We start from the raw sequence: 26,457 nt of genomic DNA on the forward strand, positions 1-26,457 counted from the left end.
TTTTCTATTCGATTACAATTACGCCTTTATCGGAAAAATCTTTCAGCGCTGAACGCAAGAAATTTGATATTTTTTCAGGATCAGAGTCTTGCTCATTTGATTGAAAATAGGAAAATAAATCGTTAAATGTCGCGTTGTTTCGTTGTTCAATATAATTGAGCAAATAGATTGAAGCGTGATTAGTATGTAAAAAGCACACCTCACCCTGGTGATCTAAATACACAACAAGACAAGTGGCTATTGGTTTAAGCTCAGCGATGCGCTCTGCTTTAATTGTATGAACAGGATAATGATAGGCCAATGCCCATGTTGAGTCCGGAACATTCAAAGTGCTACGTTCATGCCATTCATCATTTTTTGTGGGTGGTTCTTGCAATGAAACGGTTAATTCTACCCATTCATAGTGAGCTAATTCATGTAAATACGGAGGTACAACCACTCCACTTTCTTTGACATGCTGTCCTGTTAAAAATAGCAAAAACTGCTCGGCAATATCCACAAAGTAAGGCGATGATTTTTCACCATAAATTAAAAACGCTCGAATAAGACTATGCCACTGTGCGTCTGTGAATACTGTCTTTAGTACGGGAAATGCATTAGCACAAAAGCCTTCCGCATTGTTAAACACAAGCTCTTGGTAAACTTTTAAACGCCTCGCCTCAAAGTGATTAGACTCTGCGGGGTTAATAATGGCTTCGGTTAAAGACTTTTGTAATTCACGAAAACCTAAAGACTGGCTACTCGAACTTTTAGCAGATTGTGAAAGGTTTTTATGATCATTTTTCATACCGAGGATGGTCGCTTACTAAACTTGTTTTGAATTGCACTAATTTGGCCTGTTTCACCTAACATTTCTGATAATTCTGGAATATTAAAATCGCGTTCTAATAACGTAGGAAATACACCGTGACATTGGTAAGCATACTCTAAAAGAGACCAAACTTCGGGCTTAACTGCACTACCATGAGTGTCTATTTTTAAGTCATCATCTTCATCATAATGTCCAGCTATATGACCACATAAAATGGCAGTTGAGGGCATAGCTTGAATAAACGATTTGGCATCATAATTATGATTAATACTATTTACGTAAACATTATTCACGTCGAGCAACAAATCACACTTCGCCTCCTCTAATACAATTTGAGTGAACTCTATTTCATTTAATTCATTAGATGGCGATAAATAATAGGATACATTTTCTATTGCTATTTTTCGCTCGAGTATATCTTGGACTTGTTGAATTCGTTTTGCTACATAACGAGCAGCATCATACGTAAATGGTATGGGCATTAAGTCATAAACATGACCATTAGACGAACAGTAACTTAAGTGTTCAGAATAAGATTCAACGTTATAAGCGTCTAAAAAAGATTTTACATTTTTTACAAATTCAATATCTAGTGGATCAGGGCTACCTAAAGAAAGTGATAAGCCGTGTGTAGATAAGGGTATATTTTCGGTGAGCTCCTTTAATGGTTTTTGATATAAGCTATTCATTCGCATCCAATTCTCTGGCGCGACTTCAACGTAATCGATATTAGCCGATAAAATTTCTTTATTCATACTAACCATTTCGCGTCGATAACCTAATCCAACTCCCTTAACCATTACTGCCCCTTTAAAATTAAAAAAGCAGCCAGCAAGGCTGACTGCAACTTAAGGTCCAACTCAGTTAGAGTGTGCCGCCACATTTACCTTCGCCGCACTTACCTTCTTTAGCCTTGTTAGCTTTGTCTTTCATTTTACCTTTCATTTTGTCAGCACCGCATTTGCCTTCGCCGCACTTACCTTCTTTAGCCTTGTTAGCTTTGTCTTTCATTTTTTCTTTCATTTTGTCAGCGCCACATTTGCCTTCGCCGCACTTACCCTCTTTAGCTTTTTTAGCTTTGTCTTTCATTTTGTCTGCGCCGCATTTACCTTCGCCGCACTTACCCTCTTTAGCCTTTTTAGCTTTGTCTTTCATTTTATCTGCGCCGCATTTACCTTCACCGCACTTACCTTCCATATTTTCTATCTGATAACCAGTTTCAAGTGTTGTTGCTTGAAAAGACATTGATTGAGCAGAAGCGATTGAAGATGTAGCTAAAGCAGCCAGACCTAATGCTGCCAGTGTTGCTTTTTTATTAGTATTCATATTAATCCCGTTTATTTTATTTAGTCGAAATATTAGATAGTTATTAAAAAGACCGACAAATACCAACTAATATTTCATTATCATCTATAGTTTTATTTAAATGAAAAAAATAGCAAGTGTTTAATATTGACTATAATTAGTTAATTAGGCATTAGCGAGGTTTCATATGATCTTTAACCATTTAGATACGTCTTTTAGAGACCGTTTATCGGGTTTATACAGCGAGGAATACTTTGTTCAAGTATTTCATCGTGAATGGCATAGGATGTTACGCGAGAAAGATGCTCTGTCAGTATTAATAATTCACCCGCACTTAAATACAAACCGAGAAGACGATAAATTAGCATTTAAACTTGTATCAGAGTCAATTAAACGCAGTACAAAACGATCTACGGACTTAGTGTGTCGTTTTCACTCAAATGAAATTGCGATAGGATTATTTAATCTTGACGAAAGTGGCACTGAAGCTGTAGTAAAACGTATCATCAGCGATATAAATGAAAGCTTAGGGAATTTTACCTACCCTATCGATTTGTCCATTGGTGCACTCAATCTTTTTCCATCACCCACCATTGATTTAGAAGAAGTATTTTTAAAAACGGAAAAGTTGGCTGACGCAGCAGAGCTTGAAGGAAAAAATGCATATAAACTGGAATACTTGAGCTTACATTAGCTGGATCATATTTTAAGGTTCTTGAAAAGGTTTTGAAGATTGGCGTTTATGTAACAAGGTACCGATCGTTAATTGAATGTGCATCATAAGGTTGAATAATTTGATATAAAAAAACCGCCTGAAGGCGGTTTTTTTTTACATTAACGGTGAAATTAAAGTTTTACGCCATCGCGTTCAGCTGCTTCACGAATATACGCTTCCCAGCTAGCTGCAGACTTTGCAGTGTTCTTTTCTTTCATTGCTAACTTTATAGCTTTGTGAGCTTGTTTCCACTGGCGCTGATAAAAGTGAGCTTCAGCAATCGCCATGTAGACAACACCCTTGCGCTCAACTCCAGCATCTAGTGCTTTATTATACGCAACAACGGCTTCTTTATTCTTTTCTAAAGCCAAAAGCATATTACCTTGGTCTTTATAAAGGTCGCCATCATTAGCCAATTGTGCTGCTTGACCATAATACTCGGCCGCTTTTGCAAATTCTTTTGCATTACGGTAAGTGCTGGCTAAAACAGACAGTGACTGTCTAGACTTTTTAATCAAACCCTCTTTCAAGTGTTTCTCTTGAACAACTGCAGATTTGTAAGGAATACCGTTAGTTGAATATAATTGAGCTAGCTGTTTAATCTGGTTTTCTGTTTCCAAGAAACCCTGTTTATAAGCTAATTCAAGTGTAGACAAACCACGCTCGTAGTCCTCTGTAGTCATATAAAAAGAGCCAAGCTGAGTCCACCACTTAGGGTTTTCTGGGAACACCTTAACAAGGTCTTCTACTGCTTTTGTAGCTTCTTTATACTTTTTAGACTCGTAGTACGATGCCATGATGATAATGTACGGATTTTGGTTTGGTGTCTCAAACAATTCAATCGCACGACGAGCAGGCTTAATCGCCTTATCGTACTCTTTCATTTCGTATAACACGTTCGCCATTCTCAAGTAAGTTGTAGGATCTTCATCTAATGAAAAATCTAAAAACTCTTGGTAATGTTTTAATGCCGTCTCAAAATCACGTTCTTGAAGAGACAAGTCCGCGATAAGCTTTATCGTTGCAGCATGGTCAGTGAACGGCAATACATCAGCTTTTTTCGCTTTTTTTAATCTCTCAAGAGCTACTGGAGCTTTACCTTCAATGCCGGCATACATGTTACCGATAAAACGATCAACATAAGCTTTGTCAAATGCGCCTTTTGGTTCAATCTCAAGAAGCAATTCTAGTGCTTCATTGACTTTATCTTCTGAGTACAACTCAAAAGCGGCGCCAATTTTTTTACCTACACGTTGTCCTAAAACCTGTCCACCACGCTCCTTCTTACGGCGCTCAACTTCTTCTAACTTATCGTTAGGAACTTTAGCACTCGCTGGAAGTGTAGCAAAGATAGATAATGCAGTTAATGAAACTGTTAGAAACTTAATTACAGAATTCATATTAATTGCCCCCATCTAGATTGAAGTCTAACTGAACTTGAAGACCAGTCTGACGCTGTGGTTTTCCATCTACAACTTTAGGCTTATATTTCCATCTTTGAAGTGCACGTCTTGCTTCTCTATCGAAAACACGGCGCGGTTCTGAGTTGATAACTTGAACATTCTCAACTCCACCGACTTCATTAATTTCAAAACTAAGTTGTACCCAACCTGAAATGCCGTCTCGTTGCGCTTTCGCAGGAAACTTAGGCTCAATTCGAACGATCGGTGTTGCGTCACCGTCTCGTATAAGAGCGCCTGGGCCATTCAAACCAGCACTTGCACCACCTACATCAACAGAAGGCATATTAAAGCTAATACCTCCGGCATCTGAAATCTGTGGTTCAGGATCAGGTTGCTGCGGTTTAGGCGGTTGTTTAGGTGGTGGAGGCGGCGGCGGCGGAACACGATTACGTTTCTGCGCTTTGCTCTCCGGCGGCGTAGTATTTATTTCGACTATGATATTCTCGAATTCATTCTGGTTGGACTTACCTCCACTAGAGATAAGTTCAGCCATGAATACGAACAAGCCGAATGTGATTACTACACCAACTATTATTGATGCAATAAATCTCAACATACTACTTCTTCTCCGCTGCGATTGAAATTTTCTCTATACCAGCAGACTTAATCGCATCCATTACTTTAACAACTACACCATGTTTTGCTTCTTTATCAGCTTGGATAATAACTGTATCCGTTGGCTGTTCAGCAATCATACGCTCAATGTTTGCTGCAACACGTTCTACGTCTACTTGACGCTTATCCATGTGCACTTCACCATTTGGCTTGATTGCGATAAAGATATTCGCTGATGGCTTATTGGTTGCGTTAGAAGCTTTTGGCTTCAATACATCAATACCGGCCTCTTTTACAAAAGACGTGGTAACAATAAAGAAGATAAGCATGATAAATACGATGTCTAACATCGGTGTCATATCAATTGCTGCATCGTCGTCATCACGAAAACGTTGTTTACGTGCCATAGTTCAATCTCCTAGTGATGTGGCAAGCTATCTACTAGCTTCTCTTTTGCCACTTTAACTCTTGTTTCAAGCCTTGAGCTGAAAAATATTCCAGATAAAGCTGCAACCATTCCAGCCATTGTAGGGATAGTTGCCATGGAAATACCAGCAGCCATTAGGCGTGGATTACCAGTTCCTTGTGATGCCATAGTGTCAAATACAGTTATCATACCTGTTACCGTACCTAAAAGGCCGATTAGAGGACACATTGCAACAAGAGTTTTAATAATTAACATTCTTGCATTTAATAGTTCGGATGCTTCAGAAACCCAAGCTTCACGGATTCTATGAGCACTCCAAGATGTGGTATCTGCTCGAGCGTCCCAGCTTGCGATTATATTATCGCGAACTTTAGGAAATTCAGCGGTTAAAAACCACCAACGCTCAATCATTAACGCCCACATAATTAGAAGAGCTGCGGCGACAAAGTAAAGTACAAAGCCGCCCGTGCCGATAAAATCCCTGACAGATTCCCATAGGCCTATCAGGTAAATCATCATTACGCTTTCTCCTTCTCAGCATGTGCTGCAATGATGCCTGCGCTTTGTTCATCTAGTACATGAACAATTGATTTAGCGCGTGCTGCTACAACACTGTGCACGAAGATTAATGGTAATGCTGCGATGATACCCATAGCTGTTGTTACCAATGCCATAGAGATTGAACCAGCCATTAGTTTCGGGTCACCCGTACCGAATAACGTGATTTGTTGGAAAGTTTCGATCATACCAACAACCGTACCTAGTAGACCTAAAAGAGGAGCTACTGCTGCAAGGATCTTAATAGTATTGATACCGCTTTCTATGCGAGGAGTTTCACGTAGAATAGCTTCATCTAATTTAAGTTCTAAATTCTCAACATCAGAGTCTTTATTTTCTTGGTATATTTTAAGAATACGGCCAAGAGCATTATTATCTTTAGGTGTTGAAGTATCTTTAAGCTGAGCTTTCATCTTAGAACCTTCACCTAGTGTGATTACTAAGCTACGCAATGCTAATAAGAAACCAAATGCTAAAACAACCGTAATTACATAACCTGGAGTACCACCTTGGTGATAACGATCTTCAAGTGTTGCTTTTTGAGTGTTTAGACGCAAGATACCACCGCGTGAAGGGTCAACGTAAAACGCAACTAATTCACCAGGAGTAGCATTCGCAAGATCTTCTGCAGATGAACGGTAGTGAGATTCAGCAGCTTTACCTAAGTGCTGAACGATTTGCACGTCAGAATTGTAGATAACATAGTCACCAGATTCTGTTACTAAGTTAAATGCACCAACTCGAGTTAGTTTTTCAACAGCAGAACCACCAGCAGTTGCCGATACTTCTTTGTCAAAAGATACAACTTTTGCAGACTCAGTCATTTCAGTCTGTAAAGCGATCCATAATTCTTCTAATTCACGCGTAGTAGGAAGTTTTTTAGCTTCAGCTAGCTCTGTTAATAGCTCAGCACGACCAGGGTACTGTGCAGAAATAATAGATGCTGAAACAGAACCCATAGTGTCACCAGCTGCTTGACGAACAACACCAAACATCTCACCTAGAGTACCTTTAGCGTTTTCTAGTTCTTGAGCACGAACCGCTAGTGTTTTTTCGTTTTGATTATATTGCTTTTGTAAACGAACACCACGATCTTTCTCGTCAGCTAGTTCTTTTTTAGCTTTGTTTAATAAACCTTGCTTGTCTGCTTTAAGAGCATTGAATTCTTGCTCACGTTTTTTATTTAAAGCGCCTTCAGAAATTCGGTCTTGTTTTACTTGCTTTAACAAGTCATCTAACTTGCCTTCAGCGCTTACATTAGCTACGAAGCCAGCTGATGAAACTACAGCCGCTAAAACCAATGAATTAAAAATCTTTTTCATGTGTTATTACTCCGCGGCAAAGATTGGTAATTTGATTAACTCATATGGCGCTTGCTTACGAGCCATACGTATTGTCAATGTCACATCTTTTAGGTACTCATCACCTAGTTTAGTCCAACCGCGAACGCTGTTGTCCCAAACCCAAGCACTTTTAAGATCTTTCGACTGTGCAATCAGTGCAATTCTGCCTACGTGAACGAAGTCTGCTGTAATTTCTTGGCCGCCTAAGTTCTCAGTAGCTTCCCAAGCTTCAACAGCTGTACCGTAATCTTTTTCAATTTGGTAAGCTTCTAATACTTGGCGGTACTTTTCTGAAGTACTCACGTTAGGGTTGATCATAGTTGCACGAAGTTTTTCAACACGAGCTACTCGGCGATCTAGTTTGATAGGCATATCAGCTTCAACAAACTTTTCTAGCATATCGATCATGCGATACATTAATGGAACAACGTTACGCTTTGTATTTTCAATCTCAGCGATTTGATCTTCTAAAGATTTGATCTCATCGTTCTGAGCAGCAACAAGCTTTGCTACGTGGTCGTTGTAAACTTTGTTAATTTCAGTTTCTGCAACAACATCACGGTATTCAAACATTAACTCGGTAGTTTGCTCTTGAATAGCGTTTATTTTTGTTTGTGATTTAGCAGCCGCTTTATGAATTGTGCGCTCTGCAGCGTGTATTTGCTCTAGAGGATCAGCAGCTAGTGCAGAACCGGCAAATGCAACCGCCCCTACGAGAGCTGAAGCTACTAGACTTAGTTTCATCTTTGACATAGTTCCCAACCAATGTATGTGTTTAAATTTCTATTTTAGAGTATTAACTCCGTATTTGCGGGATAACACCCACAAATAATCACTATGGAGTGTCCCAAACATATTCGTGAATGTCAATTCACTATATTGTATCTATTCGCATTTTTATAAAGTGTGCATTTCAGCATCAATAAACGACTAAAATATGCACTTTGACGTTTAACATAATCAATATGCATTCATATTTTCATAGCTTTAGTATAGAAAAGAATTACAGAATTAGTGACTGATACGATTGAATTTAAAACAATATGCTCAACAGAGCTCATTTCTTTTCGTTCAGAATTTAACTTTGTTAAAAAAGCAATGTCATTTGTTGCTTAAAAACACCCAGTACATCAGCTTCTTTATTAACTAGAATTGATTCCGCAATAGGATAAAGTTGTTTAGATATGTAATGTTCATAATCTAATGCATTGTCGTTAGAGTTATATTCCACAGGGCCTGTAATGGATATTACGTACTGAATTAACGAGCCTTTTTGATAAACATCACGCTGATAGTATCGGTTAGCTAACCTTGCTGCTTTAATTTGTGGTGGCGTAGTTTTGACATATTCCGACAAATGTTGCCGTATTCGTTTTCGATATACACATAAATCATCAAGCTTGCCATCCCGTAAATCTTTAATCGTATTTTCGACAAACTCACGACAAGGCTGTCCATCGAATATAAGTTCAAATAGTGTACGTTGAAATGACTTAGCGAGAGGTGTCCAATCACTGCGGACAGACTCTAATCCCTTAAAGATAATTTCGCTTGTACCGTCGTGATGTTGCTTTTTACCTGCATAGCGTTTTTTTGAGCCTGCTTCTGTGCCTCGGATAGTGGGCATGAAAAATGGTGAGTAATACGTTTCAAATTCCATCTCAAGTTTACTATCAAGTCCGAAGTCACTTTCTATTTTTTTCTTCCACCAAGCGTTTAATTTTGATTCCAATACCTTTCCATCGCTATAGGTATAATTAGAGTTCGCTAAACTAATAAATACAGAATCCGTATCACCATAAATTACCTCTAACCCGTTTTCGTGAAACCATGCTTTAGACTCATTTAAGACCCAATGGCCTCGCATCGTAATTGAACTAGCTAACTTAGTGTCATAAAACCTGCAGCCTGCTGAGCCTAACACGCCATAAAAACTATTCATTATGATTTTGATGGCATTAGAGTGTATTAAATTTTGATTCTTTTTAGCCGTTTCTCTTGCCGTCCACAAGGTGTCCAACATTGACGACAAAATACTTTTATTGCGAGTAAACTTACCGCCTCTAAAGCCAGGAATCAAAGTGTCATTCTCATTGTCATTGTCATTGTCTGTATGTGTCGCCTCTACGAGAGTAATAGGATCGATATTGAAAGTCCTAATAATACTTGGATAAAGGCTTTTAAAATCAAAAACCAATACATCAGAGTGAATACCCGGAATTGAGTCCATTACAAATCCTCCAGGACTGTGAACGTAATCGGACATATTCACTAAATTTGGCGCAACCCACCCCCTTCGATGCATTTCAGGCATATATAAATTGGTAAATGCAGCCACGGAGCCACCCGTCTTATCAAGCTCTAAACCTGTTAGTTTAGTCCGTGTTATCAAATATTGAACCAGCTGTTCTTGCGAGAAAATTCGAGATACAAGTTTAGCGTCCTGCAAATTATATTTAGCCAATTTGAGCGGGGCTTGTCGGTATAAACGTTTTATTTCTTCTAATTTATCACCGCCCTCTTCTGTTAAAGTTAACTTTTTATCGTCTAATAATTCACTGGCGACGTTATCTAAAGAAAAACTCGCGAAGTGATACGTGGCATTTTTCATGACATCGATGCCATCAAGCACGAGTCTTCCAGCGACGTATGCTCTATCAGGGAATCGTTGGAGGCCTTTTTGACCATCAATAAATTGCAATAAAGAGACATCACGGCCTAGTGCGAGTGTTACGCCATTACGCTCACATGCTCGAACAATTAAGCGAATATCAAAACTAATAAAGTTCCAACCGACCATACAGTCAGGATCTAGTTTTTGGACTTCTTGAACAAACCGCTCTAGTAACTCTTTTTCTGTGGGTAACCACTCAATGAATTGAAGGTCGCCAACTTTTTGTTCTAAAACAGCTTCGTTCAAAGCTGTGTCATTTACACCCGTCGTGTTATAAAGGACTTTCTGATATTCATTTATTGCAGGCTTGCCTTCTGCAACAGTCCCATTATTTTCAAAGAGTTGGTGTAAGCCGATAGAAAACAGCTCCCCTTTTTCATTACACTCAATGTCAATTGACAGTACGCTTAAATTCAGGTCTTGAGACTCTGCGGCTTTTACCTTGACCTTATCAAACGCTAAGTAGCCAATTTGTTGCGGAAGCATTTCACCAACAAATGTTAGACCGCCTTTAATAAAACGCTCCATTAAATATCTGTCTATCGGTTTTACGTCCGCCTCAAACAGTTCAATTTGATAGGTTTGGGCTACTTGTTTAACTTTGTAGTAGTTACGTAAAGAGCTACTGTATATTGCTGCCATAGGCTCATTATCGAAACTTTTAAGTGATATTGTTTTATATCGTACATGTATATTCTGTGCATTCATCGCTTCTTGAATAGCACTCATGTCTTGGAGTCGAACAAAACACACCGCGTCTTGATCTCTTACTAACAGCTTTATTAATTGGGAAGGCTTATCAAAGGTCTTTACCCAAATTTCAAATACAAGTTTACCCGCCAAATCATATTGATTTCGAGTAATTATAAAACCGTGTGATGGAATAGATTGATATAAGTGAGTCGACATCGGCATATCAAAAGTTTGAGATGACCGTTATAATACCCTTAAGAATTAGGTATTCAACTATTGCCTGATAGTATAAGTGGAGAAGTCTTTTGGAGAGGTTGCTTAACCTTTTTGAATTTACTGAATTGCCAAATAGTATAATTGCCTTGTTATTGGTGTCAGCCTTTTTAGCTGGTTTTATTGATGCTATTGCCGGTGGCGGTGGTTTACTGACAGTCCCAGCCTTATTAGCCTCTGGTTTGCCGCCTCATGTAGCCTTGGGTACCAATAAACTGGCCGCTACATTTGGTTCACTTACAGCAAGTTATGCTTTTTATAAAAAGAAGTTGTTTTCGCCTAGCTTTTGGCGTCTAAGCCTCATTGCAACAGCTGTCGGTGCAGTGCTTGGCACTGTAATGGTGTCATTTATTGATGCTAATTTGCTTAACAAGATACTGCCTTTCCTCATTGGCTTTAGCGCGCTTTACACTTTGCTAAACCCAATTAAACCAACGGGAAACACTCAACTTCCTGAAAAATGCCAAGGCTTAACTATCAAAAAAGTCTCACAAGGTTTAACGCTTGGTTTTTATGATGGTTTTGCTGGCCCGGGAACCGGCGCCTTTTGGACAGTAAGCAATCTGTTTTTGTATAAAATGAATCTACTTATGTCTTGTGGCGTTGCTCGAGCTATGAACTTTGTTAGCAATATTTGCTCTTTAGTTGCTTTTATTATTCTTGGCCACGTCAACTTTGCTATTGGAATCGCTATGGGTGCCTTATTAATGTTGGGTTCATACACTGGCGCTCATTCTGCTATTCATTTTGGTAACAAATTTATTCGCCCGATTTTTACTATTGTAGTTTCGGTAATGGCGGTTAAACTAGCTGTTGATGCTTGGTTGTAATTTAACTTAGGAATACGAAACGTGTCAGTGCAACAATCTATTGCAAATTTACAGTCGCAGTTGGCCATACTTGAACATGATGTAAAACAGAGTAAGTTGACTCAGCAAAACTGGTTTCGTTCTTCTGACATATTTAACTCAAGTAGTTTTCATACTCAAAGTGATGAGATTGTTGATTACCTAAAAGAGCTAAAAAATAACATCAACCGATTGGCGACAGTAAAAGAGCAGTCGCACGCAGATTACCTCAGCGAAAAGATCACAAATCAGTTTAATTGCTTTAAGAATCTTTTGAATTCAAGCAAACTTAATTCAAAATACGCAGCCCATAGAGGCAAGCATATTAAGCTTGAACAACGTGTAAAAAAAATTGCTCAACAAGCGACACAAACCAGCCAGTCATTATACGAAGAACTCTCTCAGCTGCATGAGTATGAAAGACGATTACTTGATATGGTCGCAGACAAACAGACTATGTTGAATCAATATAGTGGCTCCGAGAAAAGCCATCTTCAGCAACAAGTATTATTAACACAACAACGATTAGGTCGATGTCGACAAGCCATTACTGGTGTAGAAGATAAAATTCAAAAATTAGATAGTCGTCAGTAATATGAAACAGTTACAAACGGTTTTTCACCCAATATATAGTCAATTAACACTCCCTAAAAACCACCGGTTTCCTATCCAAAAATATCAATCGTTACATGATCGCTGTTTGAAGGAGTTTCCGACTAAAATTAATGTGAATTTAGTTGAAAAAAAAGTAACTAAAAGTGAGTTACTGTTAATCCATGATGAACGCTACATAAATGACTTTTTAACTGGTCAAATTAGTGAAAAGGAAATGAAACGCATTGGTTTTCCTTGGTCTCAACAGTTTGTTGCCAGAACTTGCCATGCTGTTGCGGGGACAATTAAAACGGCTAAGCTCGCCAGCGAGTTTGGCGTTGCGGTTAACTTTACCGGTGGTTACCATCATGCCCACCTAGATTTTGGTTCGGGGTTTTGCGTTTTTAACGATTTAGCACTTGCTGCCAAAGTCGCCATTAATGAGCAACTGGCGCATAGAGTATTGATTTTTGACTGCGACGTTCACCAAGGCGATGGAACGGCAATCTGTGTAGCAAACGAGCCTGATATATTTAGCGTATCAGTCCATTGCGAAAAAAATTTTCCGTCTCGTAAGCAGACAAGCGATTTAGACCTAGGATTAGATAAGTATCTAACTGACAGCGACTATTTAGCAGCTATCGAAGACACACTAGAAGCATGTGTTCACGGTTTTAAACCAGATTTAATTATTTATGATGCTGGTGTTGATATTCACGAGAATGATGACTTAGGTCACCTTAATATAAGCACACAGGGCATTTATAAACGAGACCTATTATTATTCCAAACCGCCAAAAAACTGAACATCCCTATTATGGCTGTTATCGGTGGAGGTTATCAGCGGGATATTGAAGCCTTAACAGAAGTTCACTTTCAGCTCATTAAAGCTGCGTGTCATACATTTTTGTAATTTTTGCCCATTTCTCTAATTCAGTGTTATGTTTATAAACAGAAATTAAAAAGGAAATCGCAATGCAACTATCAACAGACATTCATAATTACTACGAAAAATTAGTCATTGACTATATTGCATATAATAAACTGGACGATAAATATAGCGAAGAGTTTATCGCAGATATGTGCTGTATTGTATTAAACCAGCTACCGTCTAAATACATCCGCCATGAAGTCGATATGGCCTTTTACTTACCGCAAGCCGAGCGTTACGAAATGGAGATGCAAGTTAGAGAAGCCATAGGCCGCGCACTAGAGTTCATGAACTCCAGAGAAAATAGAGAAATATAAGGTTATTCCACGTTGTCCGATATTGAAGTAGCAGAAAACCCATTAGCAAATGCACCTGAACACGTTCAACTGGCTGTCGATTTAATTATGCTATTAGAAAATAACAATGTTGATAACCACATTGCATTACAAGCTATCGAGATTGTTAAAGCTGATTTACTCAGAAAAGTAGAAAAGTAATTCGTAAAGATTCCATTTGGAGTTTTTATAAAGAAAAAGCACAGCCTTGCTGTGCTTTTTTATATCAGAGGTCACTCTGCCTAAATGAATACTTCCACTATAGACCAAGTACTACCTTTTCAGAGCGTAAAGACTTTGAAGTAAATAGCACCAAGCCATAAACAAACAATAAAGTTACAACAAACCCACCGATTACTGGAGTTAAATCTGTTAACTCGCCTCTTATTAACTTACTAATGGCCTGCTGCTGCGCAACTATTGGTAAATAGTCTAATGCCGCATGCTTATATTTACTGAACTCCAATGCCATTGGCACAATTAGCGGTAACATTATCGTATATTGAATATACGTTTGAGCTTCTTTAAACGATTTAGCATGGAACGTAGTAACTAGCTGAAACGCGGCTGCAAAAAAGGCTAACGGGAAGATGATTACCCACATTGTTAATGCCACCTCAAGATCAAAATTAAACGCCATACCTATTTTATGAAGCGGAATAAACGGCACAACAACAGCAGTTAAAGCGATGCTTAACGTACCTGCAAATAAACCAAACAATCCGGTATTTATTGTTTTAGATGCTACTACATCAAAAGTGGATACGGGTTGCATCAGTAATAACTCTAATGAATTCCGTTCACGCTCACCTGCAGAACAGTCAATCGCAACATTTGTTGAAGAGACAAAAACTGAAAATAAGATAAATACACCCAGCATACCTAATATAATTGCCGACTTAGAACCTGGTGTACTGGTATCTTGTTCATCTAAGTCAACGACATTTGTTAACACTGGAGAAACACCTCGTGCAATTAAACGCATGTTTACAACAGCACCTTCATATTGTTCCAGAACTCTTTTAACGCGACGTATACTTGCAGATCGCTCCTGATCTGAATAGTCCGCATTCAGCGTAACCAGCGCAGGTTGACCATTAGATAACTGAGCATCAAAGTCTTCATCAAAAGTTAACGTAATTTTTGAATGCTCATGCTTTTCGCCATCAAGCTCAAAGGTTTTTCCTTTTTCTGGGGTTGGCGCGTTATAAATATTTTCGCGATTTAGAAGTTCGACAATTTGTGGTGCTAACTCCGCATTGTTTATCTCGATATAGATATCGTCTACTGAGCGAGCTTTTTCGATGTTAAACGTCATCATGGCCGCAAATAACAATGGTGTGAATAATGCTCCAAACAGCGCGGCAAATACGGATCTTTTATCACGAATAGTGTCAATAAATTCCTTTTTAAATAATGCTTTAATCATGCTGCAATCCCCTCATCACTGCCAATTAGTGTCACAAATGCTTCTTCTAACGATTCTTTTCCTGTGCGTTCACAAAGCTCAGAAGGTGTTCCTTCGTCAGCAATTTTGCCGTCAGCTATAACGATAACTTTGTCACACAATGCTGCAACTTCTTGCATCACGTGTGAAGAAAACAGAATACATGTTCCTTGCGCTTTTAAGTCGATAAGTATGTCTCTCAAAATCCGCGTGCTCATCACATCTAAACCGCGAGTTGGCTCATCAAGAATTAGGTTTTTAGGCTCATGGACTAAGCTCTGCGCTAACACAACTTTCATTCTTTGACCTTGAGAAAAACCAGCACAACGGCGATCAATAATGTCACCTATGTCTAGGCGGGCGATTACTTTCTCAATCGCCTGATGTTTCTTATCACCATTTAAGCCATGTAAATCGGCAAAATAAGCAATTTGCTCACGAGCAGTTAATCGCTCATACAAGCCAAATTTATCTGGGAAAATGCCAATTTCACGTCTCGCGCCGATTGGGTCAACTTGGCTATCAATACCATTGATAAAACCAACTCCCTGGTCTGCTTTTAGTAAACCATAAAGTACTCTAAGTGCCGTTGTTTTACCGGCACCATTAGGACCAAGCAGCCCTGTAATCTGTCCATCTTGGGCGCTAAAGCTTAAATCTTTTAACGCTTCAACATCACCAAACTTTTTGACTAGATTTTTAACTTCTAACATACCGTTTCCTTACTTAATTTGGTTCATGTTGGTAAAGAATAGCTGCGGACGAACTTCTTCAGCGCAACTAAAATCCAAGTTTTCTAACGAAGAGGTTTTTAAGAACTCTTGAATTGGCTCTAAGCAGGTTCTAAATGAAGCAACATGAGAACCTTGTTCGATTACAATATGTTTCGCATTTTCAAGTGTCTCCATCGCCATATCACCATACTCAGGAGGTGTTACAGGATCATATTTACCAGAGAAAAGAAGTACTGGAACAGAGGTTTTTAATGGCTTATTAAAATCGGCATCAACCGCCCAGCGTGGCCAATATTCGCAATACGTGCTCAATGCAGAATAACCGCGCTCACCGTTAAAGTAGTTATCCGCATCATTCTGATAATCTGAATCTGAAGCTCGAGAAAAGTCTTCATTACATAAAATATTAATAGTCAACCCGGCATATAATTGACCTGGCGCTCTTTTAGGATCATCAGTCTGACCTATCATGGCGGCAATAGCTCGATAATCACCATTAGCGGCTTTATTCACCGCGTATGGAAGGATAACGCGCGAGCCTAGCGCATATAAGGTACTTCGAAGTGCATCGGTAACTTTATCGCGGGTCAGTACCATATCGACTGGTTTGCCACTTAACGGATGATAAATACGTTCAGTGACAGGCTGTTCTTTTAGGCGACTAACTAATGTTAAATAATCATTTTTAAGATCAGGAAACGATTTGTTGCATTCTTCATGTGCTTTGCAATCTTCCACTAATAAATCAAAAGCTCGCTCAGACGTTTTACCAAAGAAACCAATGACTAGTTGCATCGGTGCATTACTGTCTAATGTTGCCGTTTCAATAGACTCTGGAAATTGCTGTAAATATGTAAAACCAGCTCGAGTGCCGTAAGACCCCCCAAAAATATGAACTTTTTTATGGCCCAATGCTTCTCTCACTGCCTCTATGTCTTTGATTGAGTCAATAGAGTTATAACTCGGTAAATGCTTACCTTTGGCCGAATCTACGCATTTAGCGACTTCTTTGGCTAAATCAATTTTTCTCTCGTCAAAAGATAACGGTTCGATACCCTCTTGATCACACGCTATTGGTGAAGACTTTCCTGTACCACGCTGATCGACCAGAATAATGTCATGTTGTTGTCTTACATCATTTAGCATCATGTTAAGACCACCAGCAAGTTCGGTTGCTGCTTGTCCTGGTCCGCCTGCTAAAAACACAACGGGTAGTGCTTTACTCTCTTCTTTAAACCTTGGCAGTACAACAACATTTAAGTCTATTTTATTGTCGTTTGATAATGCTTTGGCTCTATTCTCCGGTACCGTATAAGTGCCGCATAGTGCTTTACTTTTTACACCATCCACAAAACACTTTTCTAAGTTTAAACTCGCTGTTGCATTTAATGCATGACCAAATGGCGAGATTACAAATGCTGCACTCAAGAGTACAAAAGCTCGTAATTTAGCAGGGTTCATAACGGACAACTTCCTTTCATTGTTATAGTTTTTTACTGGGTCACTTTATATTTATTGTACTGCAATGGCAATCTGATACACACTATTGGCATTGATATTGATACTTGTTTTTGTAACAAAGTATGGCTAATTGTTTTGTAAACAATTTTGTCCAATCTATAACTATATATCGTAAGCTAAATACTTGTATTTATTAGTCAGAATATCATTCTTAAACCTTATTCAAAGAGGACAGCAAATGCAGCAATACACGGTTATTGGATTAGGTCGATTTGGACTAGCAGCAAGTCAGGAGTTAATTAGACTTGGACATCAAGTTATTGGCATTGATTTTAGTGAAAAACTTATCAACAAAGTCGCAGACAAGCTGACAGTTGCAGCCGTTATCGACGCGACCGATGAAGAAGCCCTAAAAGAACTAAACGTAAACGCTTCCGACGCTGTTTTAGTTGCCATTGGTGAAAATTTAGAAGCAAGTATGTTGTGTGTACTTACATTAAAAACCATGGGCGTAGAAGAAATATGGGTTAAAGCGACGTCTAAACAGCATCATATGATTTTAAGTAAACTCGGCGTGGCAAGAGTGATTCACCCGGAAGAAGAGATGGGTATTCGCGTTGCACAATCTCTAAACTATCCAATGGTTAATCAATACATGAGCATTGGCCATCAGCAATATTTAGTTGAAGTTATTGTCACTGAAAAACAGGATGGCTCAAAACTAAAAGAGTTAATTGAGGTCAAGCAAAACAATATTTCGGCGTTAACGGTGCAGAGAAAAACTGACGCTTATAATCACCCTGATAGTGATTTTATACTTAATTGTGGCGACTCTTTAATACTCTCGGGCTCCATCAATGCATTAAAAGGCATTGCCCCTAAGTTACTAAATAAATGAAAAACTGGGATCCAAACTACTTACCTTATCAACCGAGCCCAAAGATTCCATCAAAGTGCCGAACTATCAGTCCGCCACTCGTCTTATTTTGGGGGTTTTCGACAGTAATACTTATTGGCGCGTTACTATTAATGATGCCATTTTCTTATGTAACCCCAATATCCTGGAATCAGGCTATTTTTACAGCTGCATCCGCGGTGACGGTAACAGGCTTAGTGGTGGTTGACACCGGTTCACAGTTTACTATTTGGGGCCAAACCATCATAGCTTTACTCATTCAAATTGGTGGACTCGGCTTTGTTACTTTCGCTATCCTTGCAGCCACTAGTGTTGGTGCTAAATTTAACATTGGCCGTATGAAAGTTGCTCAAGAGGCTCTCGGCCAGACTAGTCTCGAACAGATTACCAACATTGCTAAATTTGTAATAATCATAGCGTTAGTGATTGAGTTCATTGGGTTTGTCTTACTTACATTGCTATTTTTACAAAAACAATCAATTGGTGACGCCACCTACAATGCATTCTTTTATACTATCTCAGCATTTAATAATGCCGGTTTTGCATTAAGCGCCGATAGTCTTACCGCCTTTCGAGGTGATGCTGGAATTAACTTAGTCATAACCTCGTTATTTATCATTGGTGGATTGGGTTTTATTGTATTAATCGATATTAAAGACAATCGCCGTTGGTTTAAATTCACAGTGAATACTAAGGTCGTATTGTTAGCAACCCTGATAATTAATGCTCTTGCGTTTCTACTTTTTTGGTTAATTGAAAAAAACAATCCTGCGACGCTTGCGACGCTTCCTTTTTCGGAACAATTATGGGCTTCTTGGTTTCAAGCGGTCACCCCCAGAACAGCCGGGTTTAATACTCTGCCAATAGAGCAGCTAGAAAACAGTAGTACCTTATTAGTTATTTTATTGATGTTTATCGGTGGTGGTTCGTTAAGTACCGCGAGTGGGTTAAAATTAGGAACTTTTGTTATTTTACTATTAGCGACTTATCACTTTTTACGACAGCGCGCTCAAGTCACGATATTTTCTCGAAGTGTTAAAAACAAAGCTATCTTTACTGCGCTTTCACTATTTGTCGTTTATATATTTTTAATCTTTGCAGGGATCTTTTTATTAACATTAACCGAAGATGCTCCCTTTCTTGATATCGTATTTGAAACGGTGTCGGCAATTGGCACTGTTGGCCTATCACGCGGCTTAACAGGAACGTTGAGTATTTATGGCCAATTTATAATAATTTTTTTGATGTTGGTAGGTCGAGTTGGGCCGTTAAGCTTTATGTACCTGCTTGCGACTTCTAAACGAAAACACGTAACTTATGCTTCTACATCTATCAAAGTGGGTTAATTGAAGATTATTATCACTGAGGAATTCAGGTGGCAACCTCACCAGCGACATCTCGGCACACGAATCACTAGCTATGGCTGCTCCCTTCCGGGCCTGACCAAGTTTACCAGCTATCGTTGCGAGAGAACCAATGAGGTCACCATAACGAACTGTTGAGCTAAATTACCCTAACTCAACGTCGCGAATTATTACGCAAACCAATAGTAGTTGCAAGGTGTAAAAGGAAAACTGCGGTTAATTGGTCAATAATTGAGTCGCCCTGTTTTTGTGTTATTTTATATCATAGCGGGCTGTCGTTAAGGTACACTGTGTTAACAAAAGTAAATGCTCGTTATGATAAGGATAAACTGGCCCCATGCTTTTTAATCAAACTAAAGACCCAAAACAAATTGCCTTGGTTTTAACAGGCGGCGGTGCTCGTGCTGCTTATCAAATTGGGGTTCTAAAGGCAATCACGGCTCATTTACCTCGTAACCAAAAAATACCATTTAAAATTATTTGTGGTACATCTGCGGGTGCCATTAATGCAGTTACGTTATCAACGCATGCCTCTTGTTTTCATTTAGGCGTAAAGAAAACCGAGTGGGTTTGGAAACACTTTACGACTGATCAGGTCTACGTTAGCTCCTGGACTGGCGTATTTACTTACCTGTTTAAAAACTTTTTATCGCGCTTTACTAAGCGAGGCCTAGATAGAGCGACCAGCCTATTAAACAACGAGCCTTTACGTAATTTGCTAAAACAAGTCATAAACTTTCAGCGAATTGATCGAAACATTTTAAGTGACCACCTCACCGCAATTTCAGTATCAGCATCAAGCTATAGTAATGGCGACTCTATTTCTTTTTTTCAGTCAAGTGAAGGTGAAGAGTGGCAGCGGGCAAAGCGTCAAGGGGTTAAAACCGTATTAACAACACGACATTTAATGGCGTCGTCGGCAATTCCACTCATGTTTCCTAGTATAAAAATAGGTGAAAGCTACTATGGCGATGGGGCAATTCATCAATTAAGTCCCTTGAGTCCTGCGATACATTTAGGAGCTGATAAAATATTAATCATTGGTGTCGAGCAACCGAATAAAGACAAGTATTACGGCCAGTCTGAATTCCACCCAAACTCAGCGGCTATTACTGGACACCTACTCGATACTGTTTTTACCGACTCCATGAACGCAGATTTAGAGCGATTACAACGAATAAACAAAACGCTTGAATATGCGCCAACTGAAAAAACAGGACTGAGAAAGGTGGATACACTTCTCATCAACCCTTCAAGAAATTTTAATAAACTTGCTCGCCATTACTATAAAAACTTACCACCGGCGATTAAGTTTCTTATGCGATTTTTTGGTGTAAAACAAAATGCCGAGTCAGCATTATTAAGTTATATTTTGTTTGAAAAGCCGTTTACCGAAAAGTTAATCCAAATTGGTTACGAAGATGGTTTGGAACGTATTGACGAAATTCTTGAGTTTCTCGAGTTAGAAGCCAACCCTAAAGCTATGACAAAGATGACAGGCTAGCCTGTCATCAAAAATCGTTCAATTCTCTCTACTCTTCTAGGTTTACCCTTCACTACGATAATATCTTGAGCTTGCACAATTGTATTTAAGTCTGGATTGGATATTTCTTGTCTATCTCGACGTAGGCCAACAATATCAACGCGTCGTTCAACGATACCCAGCTCCGACAGTGTTTTGCCTATAGAATATGCGCCTGCTGGAATAGCAATAGCATGAATAAACTCAAGTAAATCTCTTTTATCGTTCGATACTTCGGTACCCTCTCCTTGATAAAAGCCGTGCATCTGGCCGTAGCGGTTTTCACGTTCCTTGCGTATACGTCGTAATACTCGAGACATAGGCACGCCTGATTCAAATAAAACCTGTGATACCAACATTAAGCTACCTTCAATTGCCTCAGGAACAACTTGATCCGCACCTTCCTCTAATATAAATGCCATATGCTCATCTGATTTGGTGCGCACCATAATTCTGGCTGATGTAACACATTGCTTTACATTGTTAATAACAGTTTGAGTTTTAGCTAAATCTCCAAACGTAATAACAACGAGTTTCGCCGCCTCTATTTTTACCGCTTTTAATATAGCCTTATCTCGAGCATGTCCGTATTGCACGTTTTCACCGGCGGCCTGTGCCTCTGCTACTCGAACCGGGTCGACATCTAATACCACATATGGCACAGCTTCAGATTTTAAAAAGCGACTTACTGTTTGGCCAACGCGTCCAAAGCCACAAATAATTACGTGATCTTTCAAATCCGTTTCAAACTCTGCCTCGGCTGTCTCTATATGTTCTTGTTCTGTGTTACCAAAGAAACGACTACCCGCCAGAACTAACCTTTTGTCATTGCTAATTATAGTTGGTGTTACCGCCATACTCAGCACGCCGATACCTAACAATGCCGCAGCCAACTCAGACGAGATAAGATCAAACTGTTGAGCTAACGCGACTAATACAAAGCCAAATTCACCCATTTGAAAAAGCATAAGACCTGCAGACCAACCATCGGCGCTTGTCTCGCCAGCTAAAACGGCGACATGTCGAATCAAAATAGTCTTTATAAGTAACATGATGACTATGCCTGATAGAATAAATACCCATTGGTGTAACATTGCTTGAATATTCAATTCCATACCAACAGAGATAAAGAACAGCCCCATTAAGATGTCACGAAAAGGACGAATGTCAGCTTCGAGTTGATGTTTATACTGACTCTCACTAAGCATCATACCGGCAAGAAATGCTCCCAAAGCCATAGATAAGCCAAAAAAGCTGGTTAGCGTGCCGGCTAAAACCGTGACCAAAATAGCGGTTAATACAAATAACTCATCGGTGCGCACTTGCGCGACCTGATTAAAGATTCTCGGTAAAACCCACTTTCCTACCGACAGTAAAATAGTGACGACCAAAGCCCCTTTTGCTAATGCGATGGCAATTGTAGCTAATACGCTTGTTTCACCGTCACCGCCAAGAATAGGGATAGCAATTAAGAAGGCGACAACAGCAATATCTTGAAACAGTAAAATACTGATGGCTATTTGTCCGCGCTTTGTTTGTGTTAAGCCACTTTCATTGAGTGATTTTACAACAACGGCGGTAGACGATAGTGCGAAAATACTGCCAATAATAAACGCACTTTCCCAGGTTTGATCTAGGCCAACAAACATCAACATAAATATAATAAGAGTCAGGACGACCTGCGCACTACCGACCCCAAATACCAAGTGTCTCATGGCTACTAATTTAGGCACCGAAAACTCTAAGCCTAAACTGAATAACAAAAATACAATGCCAAGCTCTGCTACCAAAACCAAATCTTTAGGCTCTGCAATGATACTGAAAACCTGGGGGCCGGCGATAACACCAGCAATTAAATAGGCTAAAATTGCTGGTAACTTTAATCGTTTGAAAAGCCAAACCAAAAACACCGAAGTGGCCAATAAAAAAATTAATTCAAGAAAAACACCATGGCCCATAACTAATCTACTCTCACCCTAATTTGGCAACCCATTGCCGACAGTATTTTGTCAGTGTAGCAGAACAAAATTCAGTCATGTCATTTTTCTATATTTATCAGCTTATTGCATAAGTGGCACGACTTTCGCTTATACCAGTCAGGTTTACATTTTTATTATTTATTTACGGAGGCATCAGTGGATTATATTAGTCATTTAGACGTTATTAACCCTGACTCAAATGCTGCCTTATTGACGAATTGGTCAGGCTACAATACCTCATACGGTGATCAGGTTTCACTGGTAGAGCAGTTACAAACGACGCTAGATATTTCGCAGCAACTGTCTATATTTCTGCATGCCTTATCAAATAGCTTTAAAATTACTGGTATTGAATTAGAAACCTACCATGGAAAATTTGAGGCTGGAAATGCAAGCGATGATAATGAAAGGCTTTCATTACCTATTCGTATTCATGACCAGTTAATGGGTAGAGTAATTTACTACTCGCAAAAGCCGATTACTGACATCTTTTTGTCGTCACTAAGTAATTTTCAAAAGCGCTTAGTTTTTCCATTACGTAATGCATTGGCGTTCTGGCAATTGCAACAACTTGCATTGCAAGACTCATTAACTGGTATTGGAAACCGAGCTAGTTATAACGATGGTATTGGCAGAGCTTTGTTACAAGCTAAGCGTCACCAGCAACCTTTTGCATTGTTAGTTCTGGATTTAGATAACTTTAAACAAGTTAACGATCAATACGGCCATCAGATTGGCGATGATTTACTCATTCAATTTGTTGCTTTAACAAATGATTGTTTGAGAGGAACTGACCAGTTCTTTCGATTTGGTGGTGATGAATTTGCTATTATCCTAGAGCATGATAATCATAACTCAGCATCGGTAGTCACAAAGCGCTTACTAGATACGTTAACTGCTTCACCTGTCGTCAAAAAGTATGATGTCAGCGTTAGTATAGGTTGCTCATATTATAAAGACGGTGACACTGAAGCTAGTTTATTTGCTCGCGCAGACAAAGCGTTATATCAAGCAAAAACGGCGGGTAAAAACCGCGTAGAATTTGCTTAACGCGAAAAATCAAGCTCAATATGCGATTGAAATGGATACGCAATCGCATAACCAATGACTGACACCAACTCATCATTCAAATATAACAGCGGTACACGACTTCTCAACCAAGCTGGACAGCCCAGTTGTTTTAGTAGCTCACTGACTTTTTTGTTTCCAGAAGACTGGTTAGGCTGTATTTTATCGCCAACCTGACCCCACCTAACAACTAGGGTATTTGACTCATTTAACGTGATACTGTTGTGCAGTTTAATTTCAATTCTTTTATTTTGATACAAACTACCCTCTGGAAATACAAAATGAGAGTGAACTACAGAGCTATTTCCGCTGATGTTGCTGGGTGAACAAGACATTAATTGAGGTAATGGCGCCTGTTCAATTTGTTCACAATATAGCTTATTTTTAAATCTTCTTATGGTGAAGTCCGACATAACGACTTTCGGCTGACTATCATCTTTACTCGCGATAACATTAGACATTACTTCCGCTAAAACGTTTCTTGATGGCGCACGACTCGTTCTATGTTTGATAAAAACACGAATCAGCTCAGCTTGCTTAAGTGTTTGTAATTTTTCCCACTTTTCTAAATTTAGTGCCTCAAAGCCATATACTCCAGGTTCAAGTAATTGCGCTAGTTCTTCACTAAGGTAAATTCCAAGTAATTCATTTTCTTTAGATAGCAATTCGGTGGAAGTTTTGATGGATGAGCCTATTTTAGGCCAGCGTTTTTCTAGAACTGGAGTGAGTTCATGGCGAATGTAATTGCGATCAAAATGAGTATCTTGATTACTTTCATCTTCAATCCACTCAAGAAATTGTGACTGCGCATAACTCTGTAACTGTCCCTTTGATAACGATAACAAAGGACGAACAAGTTTTATTTGTTTGCGTTTGCCCTGATGATTAGGTAAATCACTAATTGCAGTCATAGAAGCCAAGCCTTTGCTACCAGAACCTCTTGCTAATCTGAGAAAAAAGGTTTCCGTTTGATCTTGTAAATGGTGTCCTGTAAACACTAACGTGTTCGATGGCAGTGCCTCGGCAAAAAGTGCATAACGAGCGTCTCTAGCAATTTGCTCTAGTGAACGTTGAGGTGCTTTTTCTATAGACAATTTATGTGATTGCAATGGAATTTGGTTTATCTCGCAATACTTTTCGACACTGCGTTGCCAATCATCTGCATTAATACTCAAACCATGATGAACGTGAATAGCACTAAATTGAATATCATACTGATAACGTAATTCCAACATTAACCGTAACATCACCATGGAGTCTAATCCGCCACTTAGTGCCACTACAAAATTACTGCAATTACCGAGTTGATCAATCTGTAAATGGTTTAACTTAATAAACCGATACAGCTCTTTTGCATCAGGTGAAGTCATAGAGGTGCTTGTTTGTTTCATTTAATTAGGGTCTTGTATGGTGCATTACATTAAAATTTAGGCATAAAAAAAGCCATCATGTTGACGGCTTAATAATACGATAATTTTTTATTTATAAATAGCCAAACGCCATTAAACGATTATAACGCTTATCGAGTAACTCTTCTTTCGATAGGGTTTTTAAGTCTGTTAGATCTTGCTTTATACGTTGCTTTAAATTAGCCGCCATCTTATCCATATCGCGGTGAGCGCCGCCTAACGGCTCTTTCACGATATTATCAATTAAGTCTAACTCTTTGATCTTAGTTGCAGTAATACCCATAGCTTCAGCTGCTTCAGGCGCTTTAGCCGCGCTCTTCCATAAAATAGAAGCACAACCTTCTGGCGAAATAACGGAATACGTAGAGTATTGCAACATATTAACTCTATCGCCAACACCTATCGCTAAAGCTCCACCAGAACCACCTTCGCCAATAACAGTACAAACAACTGGTACTTTTAATCCTGACATTACTTTTAGATTACGAGCAATTGCTTCACTTTGACCGCGTTCTTCTGCACCAATGCCAGGGTATGCTCCTGGTGTATCAATAAAGGTAATAATTGGCATATTAAAACGCTCTGCCATCTCCATTAAGCGCAGTGCTTTACGGTACCCTTCCGGTTTTGGCATACCAAAGTTACGTTTGATTTTTTCAGCCGTATCACGACCTTTTTGCTGACCTATAACCATGACTGGCTCATCGTCCAATCTTGCGATGCCACCAACAATCGCTAAATCGTTTGCGTAGGTTCTATCACCAGCTAACTCATCAAATTCAGTAAAAATACGTTCAATGTAATCTTTTGTATAAGGGCGTAAAGGGTGTCTTGCGATTTGCGCAACTTGCCACGCCCCTAAGTTGCCAAAAATTTTCTCAGTTAATTCACGGTTTTTGTCTTTTAGATTTGAAATTTCTTGCTCTAGTCCTAAATCTAATTCACCACCACGATTAACGTTTTGTAGCTCATTAATTTTTGCTTCTAGTTCTGCAATCGGTTGTTCAAACTCAAGATAATTGAGACTCATTG

The 26,457-nt window shown here is 39.1% G+C and carries 26 protein-coding genes and 1 other RNA gene; 10 read left to right on the forward strand and 17 right to left on the reverse strand.

What is annotated here, in order from left to right; translation table 11 throughout:
• Positions 1-4 precede the first annotated feature (4 nt).
• The 3 genes from J9318_RS10895 to J9318_RS10905 form a co-directional block, all read right to left on the reverse strand.
• On the reverse strand, positions 5-787 hold the full coding sequence (locus J9318_RS10895; protein WP_210559950.1) for an HvfC family RiPP maturation protein: 783 nt from the start codon (positions 785-787) through the stop codon (positions 5-7).
• Entirely contained in the window at positions 784-1,611 is an 828-nt protein-coding gene (locus J9318_RS10900) for an HvfB family MNIO-type RiPP peptide maturase (protein ID WP_210559951.1), read from the reverse strand. Before J9318_RS10900 ends, J9318_RS10895 begins: the two co-directional genes overlap by 4 nt.
• Before the next feature lie 64 nt (positions 1,612-1,675).
• The gene (locus J9318_RS10905) at positions 1,676-2,137 is read right to left on the reverse strand and encodes an HvfA family oxazolone/thioamide-modified RiPP metallophore (protein WP_210559952.1); all 462 of its coding nucleotides are present in this window, start codon (positions 2,135-2,137) and stop codon (positions 1,676-1,678) included.
• Positions 2,138-2,303: 166 nt separating this feature from the next.
• On the opposite strand from J9318_RS10905, the gene J9318_RS10910 reads away from it, so the two are divergent.
• On the forward strand, positions 2,304-2,810 hold the full coding sequence (locus tag J9318_RS10910) for a GGDEF domain-containing protein (RefSeq protein WP_210559953.1): 507 nt from the start codon (positions 2,304-2,306) through the stop codon (positions 2,808-2,810).
• 152 nt (positions 2,811-2,962) lie between these two features.
• On the opposite strand, the gene J9318_RS10915 is transcribed toward J9318_RS10910, so the two are convergent.
• The 7 genes from J9318_RS10915 to J9318_RS10945 all read right to left on the reverse strand — a co-directional run bounded on the left by J9318_RS10915 (position 2,963) and on the right by J9318_RS10945 (position 10,760).
• Positions 2,963-4,231, reverse strand: a complete 1,269-nt coding sequence (locus J9318_RS10915) for a tetratricopeptide repeat protein (protein WP_210559954.1) — start codon at positions 4,229-4,231, stop codon at positions 2,963-2,965.
• A gap of 1 nt (position 4,232) precedes the next feature.
• A complete protein-coding gene (locus tag J9318_RS10920; protein WP_210559955.1) occupies positions 4,233-4,850 on the reverse strand; it encodes an energy transducer TonB in 618 nt (205 codons plus the stop codon).
• Position 4,851: 1 nt separating this feature from the next.
• Complete coding sequence (locus J9318_RS10925; protein ID WP_210559956.1) at positions 4,852-5,256, reverse strand: ExbD/TolR family protein; 405 nt, start codon at positions 5,254-5,256, stop codon at positions 4,852-4,854.
• An 11-nt stretch (positions 5,257-5,267) separates the two neighbouring features.
• On the reverse strand, positions 5,268-5,792 hold the full coding sequence (locus J9318_RS10930) for a MotA/TolQ/ExbB proton channel family protein (RefSeq protein ID WP_210562436.1): 525 nt from the start codon (positions 5,790-5,792) through the stop codon (positions 5,268-5,270).
• Positions 5,793-5,794: 2 nt separating this feature from the next.
• Positions 5,795-7,156, reverse strand: a complete 1,362-nt coding sequence (locus J9318_RS10935) for a MotA/TolQ/ExbB proton channel family protein (RefSeq protein ID WP_210559957.1) — start codon at positions 7,154-7,156, stop codon at positions 5,795-5,797.
• Between the two features lie 6 nt (positions 7,157-7,162).
• Positions 7,163-7,930 (reverse strand): DUF3450 domain-containing protein, encoded by a 768-nt coding sequence (locus tag J9318_RS10940; RefSeq protein WP_210559958.1) that lies wholly within the window; start codon positions 7,928-7,930, stop codon positions 7,163-7,165.
• A gap of 334 nt (positions 7,931-8,264) precedes the next feature.
• Positions 8,265-10,760, reverse strand: a complete 2,496-nt coding sequence (locus J9318_RS10945) for a DNA polymerase II (protein WP_210559959.1) — start codon at positions 10,758-10,760, stop codon at positions 8,265-8,267.
• Positions 10,761-10,858: 98 nt separating this feature from the next.
• On the opposite strand from J9318_RS10945, the gene J9318_RS10950 reads away from it, so the two are divergent.
• The 5 genes from J9318_RS10950 to J9318_RS10970 all read left to right on the forward strand — a co-directional run bounded on the left by J9318_RS10950 (position 10,859) and on the right by J9318_RS10970 (position 13,687).
• Positions 10,859-11,647, forward strand: a complete 789-nt coding sequence (locus J9318_RS10950) for a TSUP family transporter (RefSeq protein WP_425314322.1) — start codon at positions 10,859-10,861, stop codon at positions 11,645-11,647.
• Between the two features lie 21 nt (positions 11,648-11,668).
• A complete protein-coding gene (gene priC, locus J9318_RS10955; RefSeq protein ID WP_210559960.1) occupies positions 11,669-12,259 on the forward strand; it encodes a primosomal replication protein PriC in 591 nt (196 codons plus the stop codon).
• 1 nt (position 12,260) lies between these two features.
• The gene (locus tag J9318_RS10960; protein ID WP_210559961.1) at positions 12,261-13,172 is read left to right on the forward strand and encodes a histone deacetylase family protein; all 912 of its coding nucleotides are present in this window, start codon (positions 12,261-12,263) and stop codon (positions 13,170-13,172) included.
• 62 nt (positions 13,173-13,234) lie between these two features.
• Positions 13,235-13,507 (forward strand): late competence development ComFB family protein, encoded by a 273-nt coding sequence (locus J9318_RS10965; RefSeq protein WP_210559962.1) that lies wholly within the window; start codon positions 13,235-13,237, stop codon positions 13,505-13,507.
• Positions 13,508-13,519: 12 nt separating this feature from the next.
• Positions 13,520-13,687 (forward strand): YbaM family protein, encoded by a 168-nt coding sequence (locus J9318_RS10970; RefSeq protein ID WP_244731639.1) that lies wholly within the window; start codon positions 13,520-13,522, stop codon positions 13,685-13,687.
• Between the two features lie 97 nt (positions 13,688-13,784).
• Here J9318_RS10970 and J9318_RS10975 read toward each other — a convergent pair whose 3' ends face one another.
• From J9318_RS10975 to J9318_RS10985, 3 genes are read right to left on the reverse strand one after another with little or no spacing between them, the layout of a single operon-like run.
• A complete protein-coding gene (locus tag J9318_RS10975; protein ID WP_210559963.1) occupies positions 13,785-14,954 on the reverse strand; it encodes an ABC transporter permease in 1,170 nt (389 codons plus the stop codon).
• Complete coding sequence (locus J9318_RS10980) at positions 14,951-15,685, reverse strand: ABC transporter ATP-binding protein (RefSeq protein ID WP_210559964.1); 735 nt, start codon at positions 15,683-15,685, stop codon at positions 14,951-14,953. The genes J9318_RS10975 and J9318_RS10980 overlap by 4 nt, the downstream gene beginning before the upstream one ends.
• Positions 15,686-15,694: 9 nt before the next feature.
• Complete coding sequence (locus J9318_RS10985; protein ID WP_210559965.1) at positions 15,695-17,167, reverse strand: alpha/beta fold hydrolase; 1,473 nt, start codon at positions 17,165-17,167, stop codon at positions 15,695-15,697.
• 238 nt (positions 17,168-17,405) lie between these two features.
• On the opposite strand from J9318_RS10985, the gene J9318_RS10990 reads away from it, so the two are divergent.
• Together J9318_RS10990 and J9318_RS10995 are read left to right on the forward strand one after the other, a co-directional pair.
• Positions 17,406-18,065 (forward strand): potassium channel family protein, encoded by a 660-nt coding sequence (locus tag J9318_RS10990; protein WP_210559966.1) that lies wholly within the window; start codon positions 17,406-17,408, stop codon positions 18,063-18,065.
• Complete coding sequence (locus tag J9318_RS10995) at positions 18,062-19,429, forward strand: TrkH family potassium uptake protein (RefSeq protein WP_210559967.1); 1,368 nt, start codon at positions 18,062-18,064, stop codon at positions 19,427-19,429. Before J9318_RS10990 ends, J9318_RS10995 begins: the two co-directional genes overlap by 4 nt.
• Positions 19,430-19,465: 36 nt before the next feature.
• Here J9318_RS10995 and ffs read toward each other — a convergent pair.
• An RNA gene (gene ffs, locus J9318_RS11000) (signal recognition particle sRNA small type) lies at positions 19,466-19,562 on the reverse strand.
• Between the two features lie 222 nt (positions 19,563-19,784).
• Here ffs and J9318_RS11005 point away from each other — a divergent pair.
• A complete protein-coding gene (locus tag J9318_RS11005; protein ID WP_210559968.1) occupies positions 19,785-20,951 on the forward strand; it encodes a patatin-like phospholipase family protein in 1,167 nt (388 codons plus the stop codon).
• Here J9318_RS11005 and J9318_RS11010 read toward each other — a convergent pair.
• Positions 20,948-22,927 (reverse strand): monovalent cation:proton antiporter family protein, encoded by a 1,980-nt coding sequence (locus J9318_RS11010; protein WP_210559969.1) that lies wholly within the window; start codon positions 22,925-22,927, stop codon positions 20,948-20,950. The genes J9318_RS11005 and J9318_RS11010 overlap by 4 nt on opposite strands.
• A gap of 177 nt (positions 22,928-23,104) precedes the next feature.
• Between J9318_RS11010 and J9318_RS11015 the strand changes: the two genes are divergently transcribed.
• Positions 23,105-23,998 carry a GGDEF domain-containing protein gene (locus J9318_RS11015; protein ID WP_210559970.1) on the forward strand — a complete coding sequence of 298 codons (894 nt, stop codon included), beginning with the start codon at positions 23,105-23,107 and terminating at the stop codon, positions 23,996-23,998.
• On the opposite strand, the gene tilS is transcribed toward J9318_RS11015, so the two are convergent.
• Both tilS and accA read right to left on the reverse strand, forming a co-directional pair.
• On the reverse strand, positions 23,995-25,407 hold the full coding sequence (gene tilS, locus J9318_RS11020; protein ID WP_210559971.1) for a tRNA lysidine(34) synthetase TilS: 1,413 nt from the start codon (positions 25,405-25,407) through the stop codon (positions 23,995-23,997). The genes J9318_RS11015 and tilS overlap by 4 nt on opposite strands.
• Before the next feature lie 91 nt (positions 25,408-25,498).
• Positions 25,499-26,455 (reverse strand): acetyl-CoA carboxylase carboxyl transferase subunit alpha, encoded by a 957-nt coding sequence (accA, locus tag J9318_RS11025; RefSeq protein WP_210559972.1) that lies wholly within the window; start codon positions 26,453-26,455, stop codon positions 25,499-25,501.
• Between the last annotated feature and the right edge of the window lie 2 nt (positions 26,456-26,457).

Origin of the sequence: Psychrosphaera aestuarii (assembly GCF_017948405.1) — a bacterium.
Lineage (GTDB): Bacteria > Pseudomonadota > Gammaproteobacteria > Enterobacterales > Alteromonadaceae > Psychrosphaera > Psychrosphaera aestuarii.